The organism is Leisingera sp. ANG-M7 (assembly GCF_000813965.1).
GTDB lineage: Bacteria > Pseudomonadota > Alphaproteobacteria > Rhodobacterales > Rhodobacteraceae > Leisingera.
In genome coordinates, this window is the sequence record NZ_JWLI01000008.1 from 56,231 (window position 1) to 76,325 (window position 20,095).

A 20,095-nucleotide genomic window follows, 5' to 3' on the forward strand; every position below is an offset into this window, starting at 1 on the left:
ACCCTAGCGCGACGCGGTTTCCTGCATCTTGAAAACCGTATCTAGGACAAGGGCGGCGGGGTCAAGGTTCACCGCCTGTCCGTGGCGGGCGCGCGCTGTCACTTCCGCGGCAAGGTCGGCCCAGGCGCGTGCCTTGCGGGGATCGGGCGACAAGCGCTGCAGCATCGCCGCCTCCTGCGGTGCCGCCTCGGGCGCTGGCGGTGCGCCGGTGGCGCCTGTGCGCGCGAGCCGGGCCAGCGCCATCTCTGTCAGCGACAACAGCAATTCAAACCGGTCAGCCGCACCGCGCTGGGCAGCAGCCTCGGCCAGGGCCATTGCCCGCTGGCGGTCCAGCCGGGGCATGGAATCGAGGATCTGCACCAGCTCGGCATAGATCTTGAGTCCGCCCAGGTTGATCAGCCGCAGCGCCGCGCCGACAGAACCGCCCGCCAGGGCTGCGAGATTGTCCATGTTCTGGGGCAGCTCGACACCCGATTGCGCCAGCGCTGCCTCCATGTCCGGTGCAGACAGCGGCCCCAGCCGCAGGGTGCGGCAGCGGGAGCGGATCGTCGGTAAAAGGCGCGAGGGCTGGTGCGAGATCAAGAGGATCGTTGTGCGCGCAGGCGGCTCTTCCAGCATTTTCAGCAGCGCGTTGGCGGCGCTCACGTTCATGTCGTCGGCGGCGTCCACGATCACCACCCGCCGACCGCCGTCGGTGGCCGACAGGCCGAAAAAGCGGTTCAATTTACGTATGTCATCGACCACGATCTGACTGCGCAGTTTGCCCTTGTCGTCGTAGGAGCGGGTGATCGGTGCCAGTCCGGGTTCGGCCAACGCCTGGATGCGGTGCGAGACCGGGTGCTCAGGGTCAATGTCCAGTGTCTGCGGCGGCGGCGGGGCGCCGAACAGGCCCTCCTCGGCCGGCGGCGTTGCCAGCAGGAAGCGGGCGATCCGCCAGGCGAGGGTCGCCTTGCCGACACCCTGCGGGCCGGTCAGCAGCCAGCCGTGGTGCAGGCGGGCGGAGTTGTACGCGGTCAGGAAATCCTGCTCCGCCGCGTCCTGGCCGATGAGGCGCAGGGTCTCGCGCGGATGCGGCGCGCCCTCGGCCTGGTCGGCGCGGGGAAGGTCTTCGTCAGCGCTCATGCAGCAGGCCCTTCCAGCGCCTCATCCGCCAGTTTGCGGACATCGGCAGCGACGTCCTCCACCGGGCGGGCGCCATCGACCACGCGGAAGCGGTTGGCAAATTCCTGCGCCAGCGCCAGGAAGCCCGCGCGCATCTTTTCCTGCAATTCGACGCCGAAATCCTCGAACCGTTCTTCTGTACCCTGCCGCCCCTTGGCGCGCGCCAGACCTTCAGCCGGGTCCATGTCAATCAGCAGGGTCAGATCCGGCTCGCGTCCAATCATCAGCTTGTGCATCTGGTCGACCGCGGCGCGCAGATCGCCGCGCGACAAGCCCTGATACATCCGAGTGCTGTCGGCAAAGCGGTCGCAGATCACCACCTTGCCAGCCGCGAGGGCAGGTTCGATGGTGCGTTCCAGATGGTCGCGCCGCGCCGCCATGAACAGCAGCAGCTCAGTCTCCGCCGACCAGCGGTCGGGATCGCCCTCCAGCACCAGGCGGCGGATCTCCTCAGCTCCGGGGGAGCCGCCGGGTTCGCGTGTCAGCACCACATCGCGGCCCTCCGCCTGCAGCGCCTCGGCCAGCAGGCGGCACTGGGTGGACTTGCCGGACCCGTCGATGCCTTCAAAGGTGATGAACAGGCCGCCGCGCCCCGTGTCCGCTGTCACAGCGCCCCCTCGGGACCGGTCAGGAATTGCTTTATCAGCACTTGTGCCGCGGTTTTCACCCGCACCACAAATCCGCCTGCGGGCACATCGCTTTCGGCCACCAGCGGCAGCCGCACCTCCGGCAGTTCTTCGGGCTGCAGCACCAGTTCCGCCAGACGCTGGCCTTGTGCTACCGGCGCCTCAATCGGGCCGCTGTAGACAACTTCGCCCTCGATTGTGCCACCGGCCAAAGACGGCAGCAGGATCTCCAGATCCTCGGCCGGCACCAGCCCTACCGATCGCTCGGCCCCCCGCCAAATCTCGGCTTCGGCGATGGGGATGCCCTCTTTGGCAACGGTTTTCTTGGTAAATTGGCGAAACGACCAGTTAACGAGGGCTTCTGCCTCCTCTGCCCGGGCGCGTTCGCTGTCCAGGCCGGAAACCACAAAGATCACCCGCCGGTCGCCCTGCTTGGCAGAACCGACGAGACCGTAGCCCGCTTCTTCAGTGTGGCCGGTCTTCAGCCCGTCGGCGCCGATGCCCAGTTTCAGAAGAGGGTTGCGGTTGCGGACATTGGAGGGCGCGCGGCCGTCAAACTCGAACTTGGTTTCGGCAAACAGCGGATAGTATTCCGGGAAATCCTCGATCAGCCGCTCGGCCAGTATCGCCAGGTCATGCACCGACATCCGGTGCCCGGCGGCGGGCCAGCCGTTGGAATTGGCAAAGGTCGAGGCGGTCATGCCCAGTTCCTGGCCGCGCTTGGTCATGTAGCGGGCAAAGCCCGCCTCTGTTCCATCCGGGCTCAGCGCCTCGGCGATCACCACGCAGGCGTCGTTACCGGACAGCACGATGATTCCGCGCAGCAAATCTTCGACCCGCACCCGGTCCAGCGTATCCAGGAACATGGTGGAGCCCTTGTAGCTCATCGCGTGCTGGCTGACGGGCAGGGTTTCATTCAGGGTCAGCCGCCCGTCGCGCAGCGCCTCAAAGGCCACATAGAGCGTCATCAGTTTGGACATCGAGGCCGGCGGCAGCGGCACATCTGCGTTCTTTGACAGCAGCACGGTGTCCGTGCCCGAATCCAGCACATAGGCCGCGCGTGCCTTGGTATCAAAAGCGGCGGCTGACAGTGCTGAAAGGCTTACGGCCAGACCGGCGGCAAGACCTGTGCGCAGAGATGATTTCAGGAGACGCGCCAGATGCGCGCCGGGGGTGTCAGTTCGTGACAGCATAGGCATCAGCGAATCCGGTGTCCTTTACGCTTTTCAGAAGCTGGCTGCGCTCGGCCTTGCTTTGCGCCGGGCCAACCAGCACCCGCCAGAAAGTCTTTCCGCTGGTGGATTGCTTGCGCACTTCCGGCACCATTCCGGAGCTGCGCATTGCGTTGGCGGCATGTTTAGCATTGGCTTCAACACTGAAGATGCCGATCTGGATGTATGGTTTTCTCAGCGACGTCTTCTGCTGTTTGGAGGCCGGCGCCGGGGCCGGCTCAGCCTTGGCAGCTGCTGCAGTTGCATCCGGGGCGGTGGGCGCCGAGGCCTCAATCGCGGCGGCGGCACCGGCAATCGGATCCAGCGGCGTCTCAGAGATCTCGCTGCTGGCCAGCGCATCGTCGCTCAGCCCAGCGTCGCCCTCCGGCGCAGGTTCGGCGCCTGACAAGTCTTCGGGTTGCGGCTCCGGGGCGACTTCCTCGCGCCGCAGGGCGGTAACGTTCACTTCAACCGGTGCGCCGGCGAGCATCCCCAGAGCGGCAGCGGCATCCGAGGACACCTGCAGCCGCGGTCCCGGAATCTCGCGCTCGCGCCGGAACAGGGCACCGATCACGAACTGGCCGTTAGCATTGTTGCGGATGATCACCCGTTCGGGGTCCTTGGTGTCGGGATGCGCCACCCAGACCCCGCCGATCGACGGACGCCCGTCCCACAGGCCGGCTTCGGTAACCTGGAACACGTCGGGCGCTTCCACGTCGCGCTCCACCAGTTTGGTGCTGCTGGAGTTGCGGACCTCGCCTTCCGCCTTGGGTTTCGGTTCCAGGAAGCCCAGTTTCGGCCCGTCCTCGCAAGCCGCCAGGACCAGCAGGCCCAAGGCCGCTGCGGTGATCCGCGGGGCCTTTCTTGCTCTCGACACCGTGTTTGACATGCTTTCATCCTTGCCTGTGCCCGCGGCGCTTTTGCGCCCCTGCCGGAATGCCCGGTCTTCTTGATTTGCGGCATGATAGCCTGCGCTTCCGGTCATGAAAACCCTGCCGGATCACGATGCAAGGGAAAGCCGCGCCGGTGGCAGATTTCCGCGTGTCTGGCGGCGGCTGGAAAATTTCTCTTGCGCAGTTTCCGCTGGCCAAGGATTTCCGCTTGCCTCGCCCGGCGTTGCATCCTAAACCGCTGACGGACCGGGGAGGTGGCAGAGTGGTCGAATGCGGCGGTCTTGAAAACCGTTGAACGTGAGAGCGTTCCCAGGGTTCGAATCCCTGTCTCCCCGCCACAAAATCAAGTATTTAGCTGCCGCCTAGTGAGACCGCCCAAGAGGGGGGATTTTGAGGTTTCCCAAAAAGTTTCCCACGTTCATGATCCGTTTTTGTTCTGTTCCCTGAGGCTCTGGGCCTCCTTCGCCAGGCGCTTCTGACTCGCGCCCTTGGAATATTTCTGGACCATGGATAGGCTTTTGTGCCCGGTAATCGAGGCGATCTGCTGATCGGTGCAACCTGCCTCTGCCAGTTCACCGGCGGCGCTGTAGCGCAGGCCGTGCAGCGAATATTCGGTCAGCCCGGCAGACTTTCGCACAGCCATCACCTTCTTTTGCAGCTGGTCATAGTTCAGGGCCCGGCCGAATTCGTCGGCCAGGATGAATTTCAGGCTGGTTCGCTTGGTGGCTGCAAGGACAGCTGCAAGGCGGGTGGTGAAGGGTATCCAGAGCCGGGCTTTCGTTTTGCCTTGGGTGACCCAGATTCCGCCATCCTCGATGTGGTCCCATTCCATTCGGGTAAGGTCCGAGGCGCGCTGGCCGGTGCCTAGTGCAAGCTCGAAAATCAGCAATGCCAGCCCGTCCGAGTGCTTTCGGTAGATCGCGACAGCAGAGGCGGGCCAAGGCTTATGGCCCTCACCTGTCTTGATCTTCGGAATCCCCTTGGCCGGATTGTCGCGCTGCCAGTCCAAGTCGATTGCGTGCTCGAACAGAATGGACAGCATATGGGGGATATAGTTTGCGAAGCGGGCCCGGTGGCGGTTCGCCATTTGAGCTTCGATAATTGTGGATCGGCGCATCTTGGTCGGATCTTTGCCGCCCAGCTTGTCTGAGATGTATTCCAGAACCTTCGAATAGTCGGCCTTGGTCCGCGGGGCCAGACGGTCCCATTTGGGCGACTGTTTATAGCTCTTGATCAGCTTCTCGAACGTGAATTTCTGAGAGAGCGCACCGCCGCCGCGCATCAGCCGCCAGTATTCCCTGTCATATTCTTCGCTGCTTGGATCGTCAGGCAGGCGCACGTACCGGCCATCCTTGCGGAAATACTGGTACAGCCGCCCCTTGACCTTCTTTGTTGTTGTGAATTTCTTCTTCACCATTTCACGTCCTCAAAGCCGTCGACGAAGTCGCCGCGCATCACCGCCCGCAGTTCTTCCGCGTCCCAGCGTTCGTAGGGGCCAACCTTGCGGGGGCGAGGTAACACACCCTGAGCAACTAGCGCGCGGAATTCTGCAGGCTTCATATCAAGAAGCTGCGCCGCGCCTTTCTCCGCTACTGCAATGGGTGTCATGCGGCCCATGGGGGTCTCCGGGGTCTTTAAGACTGATTGGCTTGGATGGCGGTCATGATGGCTGGGAGGTGGTTATCCCGGTCTCGCGCCATGGGCATGATCACGCCAAGAGAATTGGGGTCGCCAACATACGTGATGGTCTGTGCGTGCGCTGGCTCAGCCGGGTGGATTTCAAAGCCGATGGCCCATTCCGTCAGGTGCTGCAATTGCCCCGGTTGAACTGCTGTGTAGCGTTCGTCTGGGACGGCAAGCCGCGGGTCTTTGCGTTTCGCGGAAATCGCTGATCGCCACTCCGGGAAGCGATCCGCCTTCTCAACGAACTCGGCAATTGCGTGAGTGAAGGGCTCGTTTTCCTTCCACGACACCGGAGCGGCATGAGTACTGTAGATGTCGCCAGTCGGGATTTTGATCGTGGATGTCCCCCAGTTCCAGGTGGTCGACACGTTGCCGAATTCATCCTCTTCCGGCTCGAACTCAGCCGGTGTCACCCTGATGATTGCGGGGCGGGGTGCCTTGGCGGATTCATCCTTTTGGATCAGCATGACGGTGCCGTTCGTGGCAACGATCCAGGCGCCGCCGCCCTCAATCGGCTCCACCAAAGCGCCTGCCAAGTAGTAGCGAGCGCAATCAGTCGTCACCTTCATTGCGCGCATCAGACGCAGCATGGACAGTTCAAAGTGGCTCATTGGTTCCTCCGGCGGTTTCAGGATTCAGTTGACGCGGATCGCATAGACCTCGACGGGATCGGGGCCGAAATGCGGGTGCGTGATGGTGGTTTTGCGATAGCCGAGCCAGGGGCGCGTGATACGGCGGCTGGTGTCGCCCTTTGGCGGGTAGCCCTTGGTCAGCTCAATGTCGAAGTACGAGCGGCCCTCAAGGCGCTTAGCCCAGTAGGGGTTGGCCTTCCGGTATTCCTCGACTTTCTCGCCGCTCTTGATCTGGTCGAAGTAGATGCTTTTCAGAGGGAGGTGCAGAGTGCTCATGTAGCCTCCTGGATCAGTTGTCGGCTTGGCCGAGGTGAGCGCGCATTTCTTGAGGGGTGACGATCTGGCCATTGCGGGCCAGCCAACTCAGCGCGCCTTGCTCCGGCCGGAAAAGCTCTGCCCTGTCGATCAGCGTTCCAGCCGGGTTTGCCAGGTACTCACCAATCAGATCGGGATTGGCGCTGAGGGTCGAAATGATGTTTCCGGCCAGCTCACTGCCGCCGACACCGGCCAAGATGCCTGTTGTGGCGCTGTTGTTCGCGATGATGGCAACTACCTGCTTGGGCATGAGCATGGCGGCATTCTCTGCGACCAGCTCCTGATAGTATTCGAGCCCCTTTTCGGTGATGCCATAGCCAGAGCCAGCTGGTTCGCCGTCGTCATTGAACAGGCCGCGGTGAAAGTGGCAGAAGCCCCGGTCGGTCAGATCGCGCAGCAGAGCGCGCGCCAGATCCTTTGACACCCAGTCATTCATGAAGAAAGCCAGGCCATAAAATGTTTCCGTGGCGCCGAATGCGGCGTTCCCCTTCTCGACGATGCACTCGAGGATATGCCGGTCGAACATGCGGCGGGCGTTTTCGTAGCTCATAATGCTGCATTCCTCTTCTGCTCGTGGGAGATTTTGATCCGGTCGAGGATCCAGCCGACGCAAGGCACCGCCATGCTGTTGCCAAGCGCTTTGTATTGGGGGCCGTCAGCGGCGGGTTTGCCGCGGTAGGTGATGGCGCAGTGATCGTCGGGGAAACCCTGAAGCCGGTGGCACTCTGTGGGCGTCAGACGGCGAACAGCCCAGGTATCAGCCAACGCCGGAGGATGCGCCCCGGCTGCAAGGGGATGGCATGGATCGCCGGGCTGCGGGTTTGAATAGTTCGCGGCGCTGGTGATCTGCGTGGTATCGAATGCAACGGCTTGGGCTGTGGTGCGCGCCTCCAGCGTGTAGGCGGCATCATCGGTGCGGAAGCCAGCGCCGTCAGGGCCCGCATCCGGGTTTTCGCAAACAGCCCGTTCTTGGATGGCAATCACCGCGTGACCGCCGGCGTTCTGGTGACTGCCCAGATGCCCCATCGATCGCAGCGGCGGCATCACGCCGGAAACATCGTTTTGAACCTCTGTGCCCTTGCAGTCGAAGGCGACAGGGACCAGCGCTCCTTGCTCGTGCGGAACCCGACTTGCGCTCTTGGCCATCCCTGCTGTCAAGGTGTGGGCAATCAACTGCGAATGGCCATGGTTTGCATCTTGGCCCGAAGCACCCTGAAGGCGCCCGTAGCTCGCATCCAGGGTTGCGCATGTCTCCTGGATTAACCCTCCGTCGCAGTCGAATTCTGTTCCGAGCCCGCCACCGCCGTTGGTGCGCGCCGGGATGGTTCGAGAAACATCAGAAGGAGCCAGAACATGCGGTTTATCTCCGCCACCCTGTGAAGCCCGCAAAGCGGGGCTTATGGAACCGCTCAGCTCCGCGGTTCCTCCCTCATCGCGGCCACGGATTGCAACGCCCTGTGCAGCATGGGAGGCAGATCCTTGCCCCGTTTCTCGGCGCGGCGGAGAATCCCCGCGCAGGCGGTCGGGCTCAAGTAATACCGCCGCGGGATCGACGCAGTTTCCAAAATCGATGACAACGAACACGCGACGGCGCCGCTGCGCCACTCCGAAGTATTGGGCGTCAAGAACGGCCCATGCTGCCCGTGCCCTTGGCCCCTGCACCATACCTTCACAAGGCCATTTGGGGCGGTGGTGGGGTTCCGCTGTTTCGAACTCTCCTGTGGGCTCGCCATCGTCTCCAAGGATTTCGATTTCGCCCCCCTTGTGCCATTTCCAGAAAGCGTTGGATTTTCCTCGCTTTGGCCGGGGGCTTGGTAGGAGGGCATCCACTGCGCCGACAAGCCCTCCCAAGAAGCACCCAAAGGCGTTTCCTTTGTCGGAGAGGACGCCGGGTACATTTTCCCAGAGGACAGCGAGTTTTCCATCAGGTCGAGCATCGACGATTGCATGCAGTAGCTCCACAAACGTTAGGGTGAGGTTTCCTCGGTCGCCTTCCAGACCGGCGCGAAGGCCCGCGACCGAAAAATCCTGGCAGGGCGTGCCCGCGACGACCAGCTCCGGTGCGGGTACGCCGCGCTGGCGCAGCAGCTCCGGGGTGATCTCGGTCATATCGCCCCACAGAAGCGGGTCACCCTGGTTGTGATCCTCCGGCAGCCGGTATCCGAAACGCTCCTGCAGAACCGCGCGGGGAAACGGCTCAATCTCCGACGCGAGGCGCCAATCCACCCACTGGGCAGCCATTTCAGGGGCGCCGATGCCGGAACAAAAAGTCATGCCAATCAAGAGAGGGTGTCTCCAAAAATGCGGTTTCAGGGCGCGGCCGGTTGTCGTGAGTGGCGGCTGCCGCGCCCGGGCGGAGCGGGGGCCAGCCCGCGGGGATCAAAGGGAGCCGGGGGAAGCACCCCCAGCCAGTTCAAGCGTCGGCGCCTCTTCAGCCTTCGCCTGGGGGAGTGTTTCGGGGGCAGGGGCCTGCCGCATCGCGTCTTCCGGCAGACCCTGCCCGTTATAGGGGCAGTCGACCCGGTGGTCGGTGGCGCGGCGGCTGAGATCCATCTTGTGATGCCAGTCCGCCCAGCGAATCCAGTTATTCAGTGCCTCTTGGTGGCTCCACCCTTCACCGGTGATGCCGTGGATGGTTATCCGCCAGCGCTGGGCGTCCAAATCATTCCGGTCGCTGGGGTGTCGGCTGCCCTTGATCACGTGGGCACCGTTGGTGCGCAGCAGTGCCGCGCGCCAGAACGGGTTCCCATTCTTGAGGCTTTGGGCGAGCGAATAGATTTCCTGGCTGGTCGCGGTCATTAGGCGGCCCTTGCCGGATTGCGAAGGGTCGCCAGCTCTGCCCGGGCCGCGATCAGCTCGCCGCAGATATCCGGCAGGTACATGGACAGAATGGCCTGGTGCTCGTCGGAGATCTGGCCCATGGCCCGCAAAGGGTCGCTATGGGCCAGGTCGCGCAGAACGCTGTTCGGAACCGCCTCTGCCGGTGTGAGGGGCAGATTGATTGTCCTGGTCTGATCGTTCGTCATACTGTCCTCCGCAGCTTTCTACGGAGGTCACATTTCCACTTATAAAAGGATAAGTCAATCTATAAATGGACCACGGGCAATTTATAAATAGCCACCTTGCCGCTTCCCACACCTAAAAAGGGTGTTAACCGTTCGACCTGATAGCCAGCTGATCGGACGCCCAAGGATAGCTCGATTCCGCCAATTGCGATGTACTGATCTATTCTTGCGGCCCTTGCCTCTGCCATCATCCTTTCCACTGTGTATCGCAGGGCGGCCCGCTTCTCTAGCTTCGTAAGTGATGGACAGACCGTCAGCCTGGTTGCCTCCCAAACCCTTTCAGAAGAGGGTGGAACGAAACCGCTGCAAAGTTCTGGTGGAAGCGAAGGACTGAGACGGCCTAAGGCGGCGTCGAGAATCATGTAAGTTGAAGTGCCGAGGTTGGTGCTTGTCGGCAAGATCCTGGCACTTGCCGCAAGTTTTCCATTTCTCTCAGTCAGGCAGTATGAGGCATAAGGAGTGTCATATTGATCGGCTTCAAGTTCGCCGATTGTCGGTAATTGCCAGCGGTAGTTGTCAACAAAGAGCGCTTTTCTTAGCTGAAATTGTGCGCGCAAAAGTTGCTGCGGGATGCCGGTTGTCAGGCAGTTCGCCCAGTATGTATTCATGATCGCCCCTTGCGTGTAGATAGCAAGGTGACGATAGGAGCCGGACTAGCGGAATTCACTCATGTTTTAAATGGCCTAAATCACAGCCTTGCGGATCGCTGCAGACAGCAGGGCGGTGAAGTTCTTCGCGTGTTGGTGGTTTTTGCGAAGCGCTTCTCTTTTGTGAAAGTTGACCGTGCTAGTATCAATGTTCAATTCAAATGCGGCGTCTTCGGCAGTGGCACCATCTGCAATGAGGCGCAGGATTTCTTTCTGACGTTGCGTCAGTACAATCTGAGGTTCATCGGTTTTGGAAGCTTGAAGAGCTGCTAGGATAACTCTGGCTTCGTTGATTTCTGCATCAGAGGGGCGGCTGCTTGTTGCCAGCCCGGCAATGGCGCGTTCTCCGTCGACCTGTACAGAGATAACTATTCCATCGTTCATGCCGAAGTCGCGCGCTTGGGTTACGGCATTGTCTTCTGTGCTGCCTTCAACGTCCGACCATCTGACAGCGCCAAGATTCCGCACCCCAAAGCCTATGATCGGGTCATTGAAAATCAGCTTGTTAGCCCAATAGTGATCCTGCCAGGTTTGTTTGTAGGTGCAGAGGTGTTCTTTAGGTTGCCCGCTTTGATCGAACCCAAATCCGATAGCAACACCGTCGCCTGCAATCTCGTGCAGCCGAGCTATCAGTCTATCTTGATCCATACTCTACACTCTCTGGTTGATATCGCTTTAAAACTGGACGATAGTCAGCGGAGCGAGGATATCAAGTTAAAAGTGGATGGAACGAAACTTGTTTAGGAAATTTGAGCAGTTCAAGCGGCTAAACTCGAAGGATAGGCGAGCCGTACTTGATGAAATGGATCGAGCTATTGGTCAGGTTCAGGAAGAGCAGAAAGAGTGTCCATCAGAGCAAAGACAGCCCGCTGCCCACTTGCATCAAGGCGCTTAAACTTGTTGGCGAATTCCTCCATGTCGTTGTCTGGGGAGTCGCCGAACAAAAGAACAGCGAGGGATACTTCAAGCACCTCCGCCAATCCTTCAAGGGCGTCTATGGTTGGCGTGATCTTTCCATTGATCACGTCGGAGACGTAGTTTTTGTTCTTGCCTGCAGCTGTTCCAACGCGTGGCCGAGATAGGCCGCGCAGCTTGCAGTACTTGTCGAGTTGTTTCTGATACTCTGTCATGGCTCATTTTATAAAAGGATAGCTGGAACTTGGAAACCCAGCAAATTTGATAGGTAGCAGTTAGCGTCGCTTTATAACTTGACAAGCATCCATCTAAAAATGGAAAAAGGTATCCATCTAGAGAGGTGGATATGGCCAAGCACTCAACCCCGTTTCCCGAGGAAGGAAAGTTTCCCTCCGGCGAAGAGTTCAGCGCGTATGTTAAGCGCTCTTTGAAAGAGCTTGGAATCAGTGCTTACAAGGTTGCCCAGCTGATACCTGGCAACACCAACAACAATATCGTCCGAGAGATTGCTACAGGCGCGCAGGTAAATCCCACTGCACGGACCATGAAGCAGATCTTCGACGCAATCGAAGGTGTGCGCAGGCAGCAGGCCGCGAAAGACACCGGGGCCCCGGAATGACGGGCCCACACCAGAAATTTCATCCTGCCTACACTCCACCCTGGGGCGGGATGATCGCGCGCGGCGGGGGGGCAGCCTTGCCGCGCGCCACGGAACACGCGCTGGGTAGACCTGACGCTGAACATCACGGGACAGCGGAACACCAAGACAGCACTGACAACCGGCCCCGGCGCGACCGCGAGGGACACATGGTAGCCGGTAAGTGCAGTCACCGGGGCGCAGGCAGGCGCCAGAGGCGGGCTTTCCCGTCACTGCCAGCTATTCAACAGAGGGCAGGGTGATGGCAGCACCATCTGCAAAATCGCTTTTCCGCGCCACTGGCAATGTCTCAACAGACACGACACCGCGAGAAGAGCATGATTTCTACCCAACGCCTGCTGAGGTGACCCGGGCTTTCCTTGCCTATGAAGGTGACAAGCTGCGCCAGTTGGGCACCGTGTGGGAACCTGCCTGCGGCGATGGCGCGATGATGCGTGAATTCGAGGCCTACGGCTTGCCCTGCATCGGAACTGACTTGATTGATAGGGGCTGTGATGGTGCAGAGCTTCGAAGCTTCTATGATTTCGACCAAACGCTTGCCCCTGCCATTGTCACCAATCCGCCCTATTGCGAGATCAACGCCAGAGACGGTCGCGGACGTTGGCTGAGCCACGCACTGTCCCTGGGCGCAGAGTATGTCGCGTTTTTCCTGAATGCTGACTGGCCCTATGCGGCCGGGCTCGCTGGGCTGTTGGCGCAGCATCCTATCAGCCGTGTTTATGGCTGCCGCTGGAAAGTCGACTTCACAGGAAAGGGCGCTCCGCCGCAGCGCAACGCTTGGTTCATATGGGATCGCGCCTGGACCGGGCAGGAAACCGCCTTTCGTTTGATGGACCGAAACGACGCCCGGCAGGGGGAACTGACCCTATGACCGAGCTAATCGTCGATAAGGTCGAGCGGCTTTGCCTGCTCACAGACGCGCACAAGGCACGCAGAGCGCATCGCAGCACCGCCCGCATCATGAAACGCCTGAACACCGTCACGGCCCGCATAGCGGCTGCAGAGGGCGGAACAGGCACCACAGAGGCCGCCCAGCGCTGGGCGGGTAATTCGAGCAGCAGGAGCCAAGCATGAGCCACAAGGCAGTGAGCTGGGCACTGGATCAGAGGCATTTGAAGCCCGCCCCCTGGGTGGTGCTGATCCAGCTGGCAGACAGGCACAACAAAGACACCCTGCGGTGTGACCCTGACCAGGTCACCCTGGCGGCGGACTGCAATATGTCCCGCGCCACGGTGAACCGGCACCTTGAGACGCTGGAAGAACTCGAGCTGATCCGCCGGGTTCCGCGCATCGATCCGCGCACCGGCAAGCCTCTTTCGACCTTCTACATTTTGGGCCTCAATTTCGACCGGCCCCCACACGTTGAAAACGCCGTGTCTCAAAATGAGACACGTGGAAAGCGGGGGCAAAAAGAGAACAAAACGGCGGGCCGTGTCTCAAATTGCGACACGGTGCCGTGTCTCAAAAATGGCGAAAACCGTGTCTCAAAAAACGCCGAAACCGTGTCTCAAAATGAGACACTAACCATTGTAAGAGAACCAGTAAGAGAACCTTGCGCGGCTTCCGCCCCGCACAAATCCGAAATTGATTTTGATGGTTTCTTTGCTGAGTTCGTCAGCGTCTATCCCCGGATGGGTGACCAGGAGGCGACCGAGGAATCGCTGAGGGAAGCGCTGGGCGATGGTGCTGACCCGAAAGAGATCCTGGCCGGTGCCCGGGCCTATGCGGTCGAGCAGGTCGGCAACAAGCCGCGTTTCATCAAGTATTCCGAGAACTGGATCGACGAAAAGCGCTGGCGCCAGCATGTGACCGCGCCGCGGGAAAGCGTTGATCCGCAGAAGGTGCTGGAAGCGCGGGCGCAGGAAATCAGGGATCGCAAGCCTTGGGCGCGGACCATCAAGCCCAGCCAAGCGGGCGAGTGCATTGCCGCGGGGCTGGTTACAGCGGCGGACTGCGAAGCCGCGGGGATCAACGTATGACCAGCCCGCACCTCAGCCCGGAAACCCACGGCACCACCTTCGGCAAAATCACCGTGACGGTCGATGTGGAGCGCGGCGACTGCATCATCCACGCGCCCGGCAAAGGGCTGGTCGGGCAAGAGGTGCCCACCCGCAAGCGGTTCAACAGCCTCGACGAGATCCGCGGCGCCTATGGCATTCAGCTGCAGCTGGCACGCACGGCCCCAGGGAAGCACCCGAACGCGCGGGATATGGCCCGGGCGCTCGAGTTCGCCGGAAAGGCTCTGAATGACCATCAGGAGGCAAAGAGGCAATGAGCGAAACCGTGCGATCCGAGTCCTTGTTGGAAATGGAACTGCGCCACGCTCGCGAGCGCGCTGAACTGATTGAGCGCCTATGCGTGGAACACTACACCGCGGGGCTGCATGACAGAACCCAGCCAGGCCACGCCGGAACACCCCGCAGCCTGATGGAACAGATCACCGAAAAGGTAGCCCAGCAACACCAAGTTTTGCCGAGCGAGCTGCGGGGGCCTTCCCGCCTGGCACACCTCATTGAGCCGCGTAGGCAGTGCTGGGTCGAGCTGAAACAACACAACTTCACCCTAATCGCTATCGCCCGGTTCTTTGGCCGTGATCATTCGACCATTTGCACCGGCATTCAGGACTACGAGAAACAGCAGCAGGAGGCAGTCTGATGGCTATGGACATGGCAAACGACGAGAAGAGCGAAAACTACCGCGTAACAGAGGCCGAGTTGCGCCAGTTCATCGAGCGGTTCGAGCGCTTGGACGAAGAAAAGAAGACCATCGCGGAACAGCAGAAAGAGGTAATGGCTGAAGCCAAGGGCCGCGGGTACGACACAAAGGTCATGCGCAAGATCATCGCCCTGCGCAAGCGCGACGAGAACGATATCGCCGAGGAAGAGGCGGTGCTCGACATGTACAAAGAAGCGCTGGGCATGTGAGGGCGCCATGACAGAACGTTTGACGGCAGAGCAGTACCGCCAGCAGCAAAGCACACAGGGGCAGGACAAGCGCCGTGTGCGGGGAACGCAGCGCACCACCACCCCAGACGGCATTACCCATGACAGCAAGACAGAGGCCCAGCGCTGGGCGGAATTGCTGCTCCTGCAGGAGGCAGGCGAGATCTGCGGTTTGCGCCGTCAGGTGGACATTCCCTTGCATGGCCGGGACGGGCCCATCATGACCGACGGCGGGAAACAACAGCGCGTTTACCGGGCCGACTTCACCTATGTCGACAGGCGGCTTGGCTGCGCCGTGATCGAGGATCGCAAGGGGCATGAAACCGACGTGTTCAAGCTGAAGCGTGCCATCCTGCTCGCCCAAGGCATGGAGATCCTTGTCACCAAGGCGAAGGGCTGACCCATGGGTGTGATCGAGGATCTGAAAGCAGAGAACAAGCAGCTGCGGAGCCTCTTGGATCAGGCGCAACGCGCTGGGCGCCCAGCGCCTGCGAAACCAGCCCCAGCGTTGATAGCCCGCCAGCTCGAAATGCCCGACGTGGTGCGCTATCCGCTGGCGGAATTCGCAGCGGGCCGGGGGCACCGCGTAATGCTCCCTGACAGCGTGCAGGAGATCGCCGAGGTGGTCGGCCGTGAAAAGGCTGTGCGCCTGGTAGAAGGCACCAGGCCCAGCGGCAAACGCCGCTGGCGGCGCAGTTTGTACGTCCCGGCCGAAATGCCCGAGGGTCACCGGATCGCCACCCTTATCGGTTTTGAGGACGCTACCCGGCTGAGCTTCAGTCACGGGAACTGCATTCTCGAGCTTCCCGCCTGCCACGCGCTTCGCAAGGCCTATCTGGCTGACTATGTGATGCGGCTGCACGATCAGGGCGCGGAAGAGGCGGAGATCGCCAGGGAGATCGGAGTCGAGAAAAAGACCGTCGCGGCGCTGCTGGACTTGGCAGATTACTGGCGCCCACGTTTGCAGTCGCCGGAATAGTGCCAGAGGGCGGGCAGGGTGCAGGTTGAGACAATCGGCCCGCACCTTGACTTTGCGGAGGCACGAATGCCCACCACCCATTATGACCAGCTTTCGGAGACTTGGCAGGCGGGCAAGCGCCACACTGCTGCCGCTGATCAGGACATTCTGCTGACCAATACCAGCAGTTACACCGTCTATTTCGAGATCACCACCACCGACGATTTGCCGGGCATCCATGTTCGCAAGGCGCATCCAGTCCATGCCGGGCAGTCAACCCCGATGCAGCTGAAGGCGGGCGAGCGGCTTTGGCTGGCTGGTAAAGGCGCAAGCGCAAGCCTTCTGGTTCCCTGATGCAGTTTGGCGGGCGTTTTCACGCGGGCCGGTTCAGCAGTTCCCGGTTGGGCGCAGGGGCTGGGCTTCGCGCGCCGGGTGGTGCGGTGTTTTCGCCCGTCGACCTGTTCGCCGGTGGTGCGCAGGGTCTGTTTCTGGACTGGCGGGACACCTCGACCCTTTTTCAGGACGCAGCGGGCAGCACGCCGTCTGATCCATCAGGGGATCCGGTGAGGCTGGGCTTGGACAAGTCGAATGGCTTGGCGTTGGGTGGTGAAATAGCAGGCACGCTATCCGGCACGTTGTCTCTCGGCGGTCAGGTTTCCGCAGTCTCTTCTCCAAACGCGGGACGGACTTACGTTATAGAGTACACCATCACGGCATCGGATTTCACCGGGGACCTGTTTACCCCACCGGGCGCGGGACCTTTCCCATACCTGGTTCTGGCAAAAGCTGTCGGAACGCACCGCTACCGGGTGCCCGCAGACGACGCACAGACCGCGCTGCTGGCCTTGGGCGGTGGCGGCTCGCCTACCGGGTCAATCACGTTCAGCAGCATCTCTGTAAGAGAGCTGGCGGGTAACCACTGCCTCGCTCCGGGTGACGCTGCACGGCCCACCTATCAAGCGGACAAGAAGCTTGCAGACGATGGCGACGATTCTCTGATTGCACCGCTGACCGGAATTTACTCTGCCTACATCGCCGCCGGTGGCAGCCTGATCGCGGATGAAAGCGTGGCGATGGCTGGGGACTATGATGTGCTTCGCGACAATATGGTGGGCGCGGTACTCGTATCCGGCACCCTTACAGCGGCGCAGCAGCAGCAGGTGGCGGCATACTTCGGGGTGGCGGTATGACCCAGCACACCAATCGTATCGCCTTCATAGCGCCGAAAGAACACGCTGAGGCCTGCAACCGGGCCGCCAATGCCCTGGGCCGGAGCGGGCAAAACTTCATTGTCCAGCTTTCACAGTCCGGCGCGGAGCCTGCAACCCATGCCGCAGCCTCGACCGCGGAAACGGACGCCTTCCTGCATGTTCTGTCCTTTGCCCCAGATCTGCCACCGGGCATGGAGTGGCCGGAAGGCCTGACCCCCGCAGATTGGCAGGCCGTCGCTGATCACCTGGTTGTGGTGACCGGCCCAGCCAGCAGCACAGATCCCTCCGCACAGTTCGACGCCATGATTGCTGCGCACGGTCTGCGGCGGATCGAGCCATAATCCAGCCGCAGCACTGCAGGAAAGAAAGCCCCGGCGCTAACCGGGGCTTTTGTCGTTTCAGGGGCGGCATTTGTTGGATTAGGGTTCTTTGGGGCTGGCAAGCGGTCGCCAGCCTACGACTTTGTAGCCTGCTGCCGAGGTCCAGCAGTCGTGGCTCATGTTCCAGCCCGCGACTTCCCACTGCATGTTGTCAGCGCGGATGTAGCCGATGGAAACGAACTCCTCACCTGCGCCGAAGTCACCAATCGAAACGGCTTCCGGCTCATTGTGCAGTTGTTCGCAAAGCACCTGCACCATTTCGTCGGTTGCCGGTGTTTCGTCTGGGTCAAGCTCCCACATAGGGCGGTTCCTCCTGCGGATGGGCGGTTTCTGGATTCAGTTGACGCGGATCGCATAGACCTCGACAGGATCGGGGCCGAAATGCGGATGCGTGATTACCGTCTTGCGATAACCGCGCCACATACGGGTAATGCGGCGCGTCTCGTCTGACTTCGGCGGATAGCCATCGGTCAGGATGATTGTTTCATACTGCCTGCCAACGATCCTGTTTGCCCAATAGTCATTCGCCAGGCGGAATTCCTCGGTCTTTTCACCGGATTTGATCTGCTGGAAGTATTCGCGCTTCAGGGGGAGATACAGGTCTGGCATGTGGCCTCCGGGGGTGTTGGATCAGTCGTAATCGGGGATGCGGCCAGGGTTATCCTGCCAGCGGTCATCGTCGTCTTCCGGCTCCGGTTCGCGCAGGATCTTCCCGGTTTGCAGGACCACGTACCCCCTGAAAGAGCATCCCGCCGCCGGGCACCAGCAGTGCAGAGAGTCGTCTTCCATTTGGGCGCCGCAGTCGGGGCAGTGTCTCGGCATGGTGGCCTCCGGCGGTTTTAGAATTGATCTTCGACGGGCGACAGGCGCCAGCCTGATAGGCTCTCATCTTCCCGGATCTGGATGCCACGGAACATCCAAACGTCATGGATGTGGTACAGGTGGTTCGTGTTAAAACCGGCCTCCAAGCAGGCGTCTTTACGCGTGTTCGGGTGCATCACAAATTCGAGGGTTGGCATTGGCTTGTCTGCGCCAGCGTATTTGACGGCTGTCGTGGCCAGCGCTTCAGTCATTGATTTAAGGATCATGATTGCCTCCTGCGGATGGGCGGTTTCTGGATTCAGGGGATGTACGACGGGTGATCGGCCTTCGCCTGCTCAAGCGTCTTGGTGGTGCGGTAGATCGGCTCCAAGCCTACCCTGTCAAATTCGGCTATCCCGTCTTGCTCTGCTTTGTGCAGCATTTCGGCTGCCCAGATCATTTTCGGCTTGGTGGGTGCGCAGGCCCTCGCAACATCTTGAACCGTGCGCCAGCCCCCGCCGCCTTTCATTTCATCTTTGATGAGTGAGCGGGTCAGATATCCGTCAATCGTTTCCAATTTGGCCTCCGGCGGTTTCTGTATCGTTGGGATGTATGCTATTTTTGAGCATACAGTATGTCAATAATAGACATACATTATTGCGCTTGCTAGTATGCGATTTATGGGCATACAAACGCGAATGGCGTGGCAGGACTTCCTAACTGACGAAGAGCGGCAAGAGCTTGAGGCCGCAGAGGCAGATTTTGCCGCTGCGAAAAGGGCTTTGGACCCGGTGAAGGCCCGTCGGGATGCCACGCGAAAGAAGCTCAAGATCCGTTGTGACATGCGTATGCACCGTGCCAAAGGTGAAAACGGATCGAACGAATAACGCACAGGTTGCCTTGTCCAGAAATTGTGTCCAGATTGGATACGTGAGGCGGGATTTAGAGTAAGAAAGCGATGTCCGAATCCGAAAAACGGCCGACACTCAAGATCGGATACGCTCGCGTTTCGACCGCTGAGCAAAACCCGGATATGCAGATCCAGGCGCTAAAGGATTATGGCGTCCCTGAGGGGCTGATCTTCGTGGATCGGGCCAGCGGCGGCAGCTTGGACCGCCCTAACTTCATTCGAGCGCTCAAGTTTGCACAGCACCCTGGCACTGAGTTTGTCGTATGGAAACTCGACCGGCTGGGCCGAACGCTGGAAGGCGTGATTATGGTGCTGAACCTGTTCGAGCGGCGTGGCCTGAAGTTCTTCAGCCTGACTGAGCGCGTGGATATGACCACGCCGATGGGCAAAGCGATGGTGCAGATCATGGGCGCTGTCGCTGAACTGGAGCGCAACCTGATCATTGAACGCACCAAGGCCGGGATCGAGCGGGCCAAGGCGAGGGGCGAGAAGCCGGGCCGCCCTGTTGCCATGACGCCTGCCCGGGTCGAGGTGGCCGACATGATGTTGCGCAACGGCAAGCGCGGCCAGGAAGTCTTTGAGGCGGTCAAGCCGCTGTCAGAGGTCAAGTTGAGCCGTGCAGCGTACTATGCTTTTCAAAAGCGGTGGGACGCTGGCGAGATAGAATCCGTCGAAGACGGTGGGGAACCCTAAGAGGGGGCAGAAGTGCGAGAGACAATAATCGCAGCGATGATCATTGGCGCATGTATTTTGGTGGCTAAGGCCGCCGAAATCCACTTTGGCGAGTTTCAGTCCTGCATGAGGGCAGTGCAAGCGCAAAGCCAGGGAGTAGATAGCCATCGTGCGGCTCTGGTTTGTAAGTCCAACTGAGGAGTAAAAATTGACAATCACAGTTTATTTTCAGCCGGTTAATAAAATTGATGGCGTTCGCGAAGGCTCCTCTGAGTTTGATACAGCCCAAGAAGCTCTTGCGGCTGTGGAGGGTTTGGAGCGGAGCGACGAAAAGGTCCGCATAGTCGGAAACAGTGGCCGCGAGATTACTAAGAGCCACCTTGAAATGCTGGCTGAGGCCGAATCCAACTAAGGA

General features: G+C 60.4%; 34 protein-coding genes and 1 tRNA gene. 16 read left to right on the plus strand and 19 right to left on the minus strand.

Going from position 1 to position 20,095, the window contains the following annotated elements; genetic code table 11:
• Positions 1 to 3: 3 nt before the first annotated feature.
• From RA26_RS12305 to RA26_RS12320, 4 genes are read right to left on the minus strand one after another with little or no spacing between them, the layout of a single operon-like run.
• Complete coding sequence (locus tag RA26_RS12305; protein ID WP_039184051.1) at positions 4 to 1,122, minus strand: DNA polymerase III subunit delta'; 1,119 nt, start codon at positions 1,120 to 1,122, stop codon at positions 4 to 6.
• Entirely contained in the window at positions 1,119 to 1,769 is a 651-nt protein-coding gene (tmk, locus tag RA26_RS12310; RefSeq protein ID WP_039184052.1) for a dTMP kinase, read from the minus strand. The genes RA26_RS12305 and tmk overlap by 4 nt, the downstream gene beginning before the upstream one ends.
• Entirely contained in the window at positions 1,766 to 2,980 is a 1,215-nt protein-coding gene (locus tag RA26_RS12315; RefSeq protein ID WP_052272400.1) for a D-alanyl-D-alanine carboxypeptidase family protein, read from the minus strand. Before RA26_RS12315 ends, tmk begins: the two co-directional genes overlap by 4 nt.
• Positions 2,964 to 3,887, minus strand: a complete 924-nt coding sequence (locus RA26_RS12320) for an SPOR domain-containing protein (RefSeq protein WP_039184182.1) — start codon at positions 3,885 to 3,887, stop codon at positions 2,964 to 2,966. The genes RA26_RS12315 and RA26_RS12320 overlap by 17 nt, the downstream gene beginning before the upstream one ends.
• A gap of 252 nt (positions 3,888 to 4,139) precedes the next feature.
• On the opposite strand from RA26_RS12320, the gene RA26_RS12325 reads away from it, so the two are divergent.
• Positions 4,140 to 4,229, plus strand: a tRNA-Ser gene (locus RA26_RS12325).
• A gap of 80 nt (positions 4,230 to 4,309) precedes the next feature.
• On the opposite strand, the gene RA26_RS12330 is transcribed toward RA26_RS12325, so the two are convergent.
• The 11 genes from RA26_RS12330 to RA26_RS12375 form a co-directional block, all read right to left on the minus strand.
• The gene (locus RA26_RS12330) at positions 4,310 to 5,308 is read right to left on the minus strand and encodes a tyrosine-type recombinase/integrase (protein WP_039184053.1); all 999 of its coding nucleotides are present in this window, start codon (positions 5,306 to 5,308) and stop codon (positions 4,310 to 4,312) included.
• The gene (locus tag RA26_RS12335; RefSeq protein ID WP_039184054.1) at positions 5,302 to 5,508 is read right to left on the minus strand and encodes a hypothetical protein; all 207 of its coding nucleotides are present in this window, start codon (positions 5,506 to 5,508) and stop codon (positions 5,302 to 5,304) included. The genes RA26_RS12330 and RA26_RS12335 overlap by 7 nt, the downstream gene beginning before the upstream one ends.
• A 17-nt stretch (positions 5,509 to 5,525) precedes the next feature.
• Complete coding sequence (locus tag RA26_RS12340; protein WP_039184055.1) at positions 5,526 to 6,185, minus strand: hypothetical protein; 660 nt, start codon at positions 6,183 to 6,185, stop codon at positions 5,526 to 5,528.
• A gap of 24 nt (positions 6,186 to 6,209) precedes the next feature.
• Complete coding sequence (locus tag RA26_RS12345; RefSeq protein WP_039184057.1) at positions 6,210 to 6,482, minus strand: hypothetical protein; 273 nt, start codon at positions 6,480 to 6,482, stop codon at positions 6,210 to 6,212.
• A gap of 13 nt (positions 6,483 to 6,495) precedes the next feature.
• Positions 6,496 to 7,071, minus strand: a complete 576-nt coding sequence (locus RA26_RS12350; protein ID WP_039184058.1) for a hypothetical protein — start codon at positions 7,069 to 7,071, stop codon at positions 6,496 to 6,498.
• Positions 7,068 to 8,795 carry a DNA cytosine methyltransferase gene (locus RA26_RS22105; protein ID WP_052272401.1) on the minus strand — a complete coding sequence of 576 codons (1,728 nt, stop codon included), beginning with the start codon at positions 8,793 to 8,795 and terminating at the stop codon, positions 7,068 to 7,070. Before RA26_RS22105 ends, RA26_RS12350 begins: the two co-directional genes overlap by 4 nt.
• 105 nt (positions 8,796 to 8,900) lie before the next feature.
• Positions 8,901 to 9,320: a hypothetical protein gene (locus tag RA26_RS12360; RefSeq protein WP_039184059.1), complete on the minus strand. Its 420-nt coding sequence runs from the start codon at positions 9,318 to 9,320 to the stop codon at positions 8,901 to 8,903.
• Positions 9,320 to 9,547 (minus strand): hypothetical protein, encoded by a 228-nt coding sequence (locus RA26_RS12365; protein ID WP_039184060.1) that lies wholly within the window; start codon positions 9,545 to 9,547, stop codon positions 9,320 to 9,322. The genes RA26_RS12360 and RA26_RS12365 overlap by 1 nt, the downstream gene beginning before the upstream one ends.
• Before the next feature lie 59 nt (positions 9,548 to 9,606).
• Complete coding sequence (locus RA26_RS22410; protein ID WP_082015819.1) at positions 9,607 to 10,194, minus strand: acyl-homoserine-lactone synthase; 588 nt, start codon at positions 10,192 to 10,194, stop codon at positions 9,607 to 9,609.
• Between the two features lie 75 nt (positions 10,195 to 10,269).
• Positions 10,270 to 10,881, minus strand: coding sequence for a helix-turn-helix transcriptional regulator (locus RA26_RS12370; protein WP_039184061.1), 612 nt, complete (start codon positions 10,879 to 10,881; stop codon positions 10,270 to 10,272).
• Between the two features lie 164 nt (positions 10,882 to 11,045).
• A complete protein-coding gene (locus tag RA26_RS12375; protein WP_039184062.1) occupies positions 11,046 to 11,363 on the minus strand; it encodes a helix-turn-helix domain-containing protein in 318 nt (105 codons plus the stop codon).
• Between the two features lie 131 nt (positions 11,364 to 11,494).
• On the opposite strand from RA26_RS12375, the gene RA26_RS12380 reads away from it, so the two are divergent.
• From RA26_RS12380 to RA26_RS12435, 12 genes are all read left to right on the plus strand, one after another.
• A complete protein-coding gene (locus RA26_RS12380) occupies positions 11,495 to 11,767 on the plus strand; it encodes a helix-turn-helix domain-containing protein (RefSeq protein ID WP_039184064.1) in 273 nt (90 codons plus the stop codon).
• A gap of 280 nt (positions 11,768 to 12,047) precedes the next feature.
• Entirely contained in the window at positions 12,048 to 12,677 is a 630-nt protein-coding gene (locus RA26_RS12385) for a hypothetical protein (protein WP_039184065.1), read from the plus strand.
• Positions 12,674 to 12,880: a hypothetical protein gene (locus RA26_RS12390; protein ID WP_039184066.1), complete on the plus strand. Its 207-nt coding sequence runs from the start codon at positions 12,674 to 12,676 to the stop codon at positions 12,878 to 12,880. Before RA26_RS12385 ends, RA26_RS12390 begins: the two co-directional genes overlap by 4 nt.
• Positions 12,877 to 13,785 carry a helix-turn-helix domain-containing protein gene (locus tag RA26_RS22110; RefSeq protein WP_052272402.1) on the plus strand — a complete coding sequence of 303 codons (909 nt, stop codon included), beginning with the start codon at positions 12,877 to 12,879 and terminating at the stop codon, positions 13,783 to 13,785. Before RA26_RS12390 ends, RA26_RS22110 begins: the two co-directional genes overlap by 4 nt.
• Positions 13,782 to 14,081 (plus strand): hypothetical protein, encoded by a 300-nt coding sequence (locus RA26_RS12400; protein ID WP_039184067.1) that lies wholly within the window; start codon positions 13,782 to 13,784, stop codon positions 14,079 to 14,081. The genes RA26_RS22110 and RA26_RS12400 overlap by 4 nt, the downstream gene beginning before the upstream one ends.
• The gene (locus RA26_RS12405) at positions 14,078 to 14,461 is read left to right on the plus strand and encodes a helix-turn-helix domain-containing protein (RefSeq protein WP_039184068.1); all 384 of its coding nucleotides are present in this window, start codon (positions 14,078 to 14,080) and stop codon (positions 14,459 to 14,461) included. Before RA26_RS12400 ends, RA26_RS12405 begins: the two co-directional genes overlap by 4 nt.
• A 5-nt stretch (positions 14,462 to 14,466) precedes the next feature.
• Positions 14,467 to 14,730: a DUF2312 domain-containing protein gene (locus RA26_RS12410; RefSeq protein ID WP_039184185.1), complete on the plus strand. Its 264-nt coding sequence runs from the start codon at positions 14,467 to 14,469 to the stop codon at positions 14,728 to 14,730.
• A 7-nt stretch (positions 14,731 to 14,737) separates the two neighbouring features.
• Positions 14,738 to 15,148, plus strand: a complete 411-nt coding sequence (locus RA26_RS12415) for a DUF1064 domain-containing protein (RefSeq protein WP_039184070.1) — start codon at positions 14,738 to 14,740, stop codon at positions 15,146 to 15,148.
• Positions 15,149 to 15,151: 3 nt separating this feature from the next.
• The gene (locus RA26_RS12420; protein ID WP_039184071.1) at positions 15,152 to 15,727 is read left to right on the plus strand and encodes a hypothetical protein; all 576 of its coding nucleotides are present in this window, start codon (positions 15,152 to 15,154) and stop codon (positions 15,725 to 15,727) included.
• Between the two features lie 66 nt (positions 15,728 to 15,793).
• Positions 15,794 to 16,060 (plus strand): hypothetical protein, encoded by a 267-nt coding sequence (locus tag RA26_RS12425; RefSeq protein WP_039184073.1) that lies wholly within the window; start codon positions 15,794 to 15,796, stop codon positions 16,058 to 16,060.
• Between the two features lie 455 nt (positions 16,061 to 16,515).
• Complete coding sequence (locus tag RA26_RS22635) at positions 16,516 to 16,896, plus strand: hypothetical protein (RefSeq protein ID WP_152612598.1); 381 nt, start codon at positions 16,516 to 16,518, stop codon at positions 16,894 to 16,896.
• Positions 16,893 to 17,258, plus strand: a complete 366-nt coding sequence (locus RA26_RS12435) for a hypothetical protein (RefSeq protein ID WP_039184075.1) — start codon at positions 16,893 to 16,895, stop codon at positions 17,256 to 17,258. The genes RA26_RS22635 and RA26_RS12435 overlap by 4 nt, the downstream gene beginning before the upstream one ends.
• A gap of 78 nt (positions 17,259 to 17,336) precedes the next feature.
• Here the strand turns inward: RA26_RS12435 and RA26_RS12440 are convergent, their stop codons facing one another.
• From RA26_RS12440 to RA26_RS12455, 4 genes are all read right to left on the minus strand, one after another.
• Positions 17,337 to 17,597 carry a hypothetical protein gene (locus tag RA26_RS12440; protein ID WP_039184076.1) on the minus strand — a complete coding sequence of 87 codons (261 nt, stop codon included), beginning with the start codon at positions 17,595 to 17,597 and terminating at the stop codon, positions 17,337 to 17,339.
• 36 nt (positions 17,598 to 17,633) lie between these two features.
• Positions 17,634 to 17,906 carry an RNA-binding protein gene (locus RA26_RS12445; RefSeq protein ID WP_039184077.1) on the minus strand — a complete coding sequence of 91 codons (273 nt, stop codon included), beginning with the start codon at positions 17,904 to 17,906 and terminating at the stop codon, positions 17,634 to 17,636.
• 230 nt (positions 17,907 to 18,136) lie between these two features.
• Positions 18,137 to 18,385 (minus strand): hypothetical protein, encoded by a 249-nt coding sequence (locus RA26_RS12450; RefSeq protein WP_039184078.1) that lies wholly within the window; start codon positions 18,383 to 18,385, stop codon positions 18,137 to 18,139.
• Positions 18,386 to 18,417: 32 nt separating this feature from the next.
• Positions 18,418 to 18,675, minus strand: a complete 258-nt coding sequence (locus RA26_RS12455) for a hypothetical protein (RefSeq protein WP_039184079.1) — start codon at positions 18,673 to 18,675, stop codon at positions 18,418 to 18,420.
• Positions 18,676 to 18,796: 121 nt separating this feature from the next.
• Between RA26_RS12455 and RA26_RS12460 the strand changes: the two genes are divergently transcribed.
• From RA26_RS12460 to RA26_RS12470, 3 genes are all read left to right on the plus strand, one after another.
• Positions 18,797 to 18,985, plus strand: a complete 189-nt coding sequence (locus RA26_RS12460; protein WP_039184080.1) for a hypothetical protein — start codon at positions 18,797 to 18,799, stop codon at positions 18,983 to 18,985.
• A gap of 71 nt (positions 18,986 to 19,056) precedes the next feature.
• Complete coding sequence (locus RA26_RS12465) at positions 19,057 to 19,701, plus strand: recombinase family protein (RefSeq protein ID WP_039184081.1); 645 nt, start codon at positions 19,057 to 19,059, stop codon at positions 19,699 to 19,701.
• A 187-nt stretch (positions 19,702 to 19,888) separates the two neighbouring features.
• Positions 19,889 to 20,092: a hypothetical protein gene (locus RA26_RS12470; protein WP_039184082.1), complete on the plus strand. Its 204-nt coding sequence runs from the start codon at positions 19,889 to 19,891 to the stop codon at positions 20,090 to 20,092.
• The last annotated feature ends 3 nt before the right edge of the window (positions 20,093 to 20,095 follow it).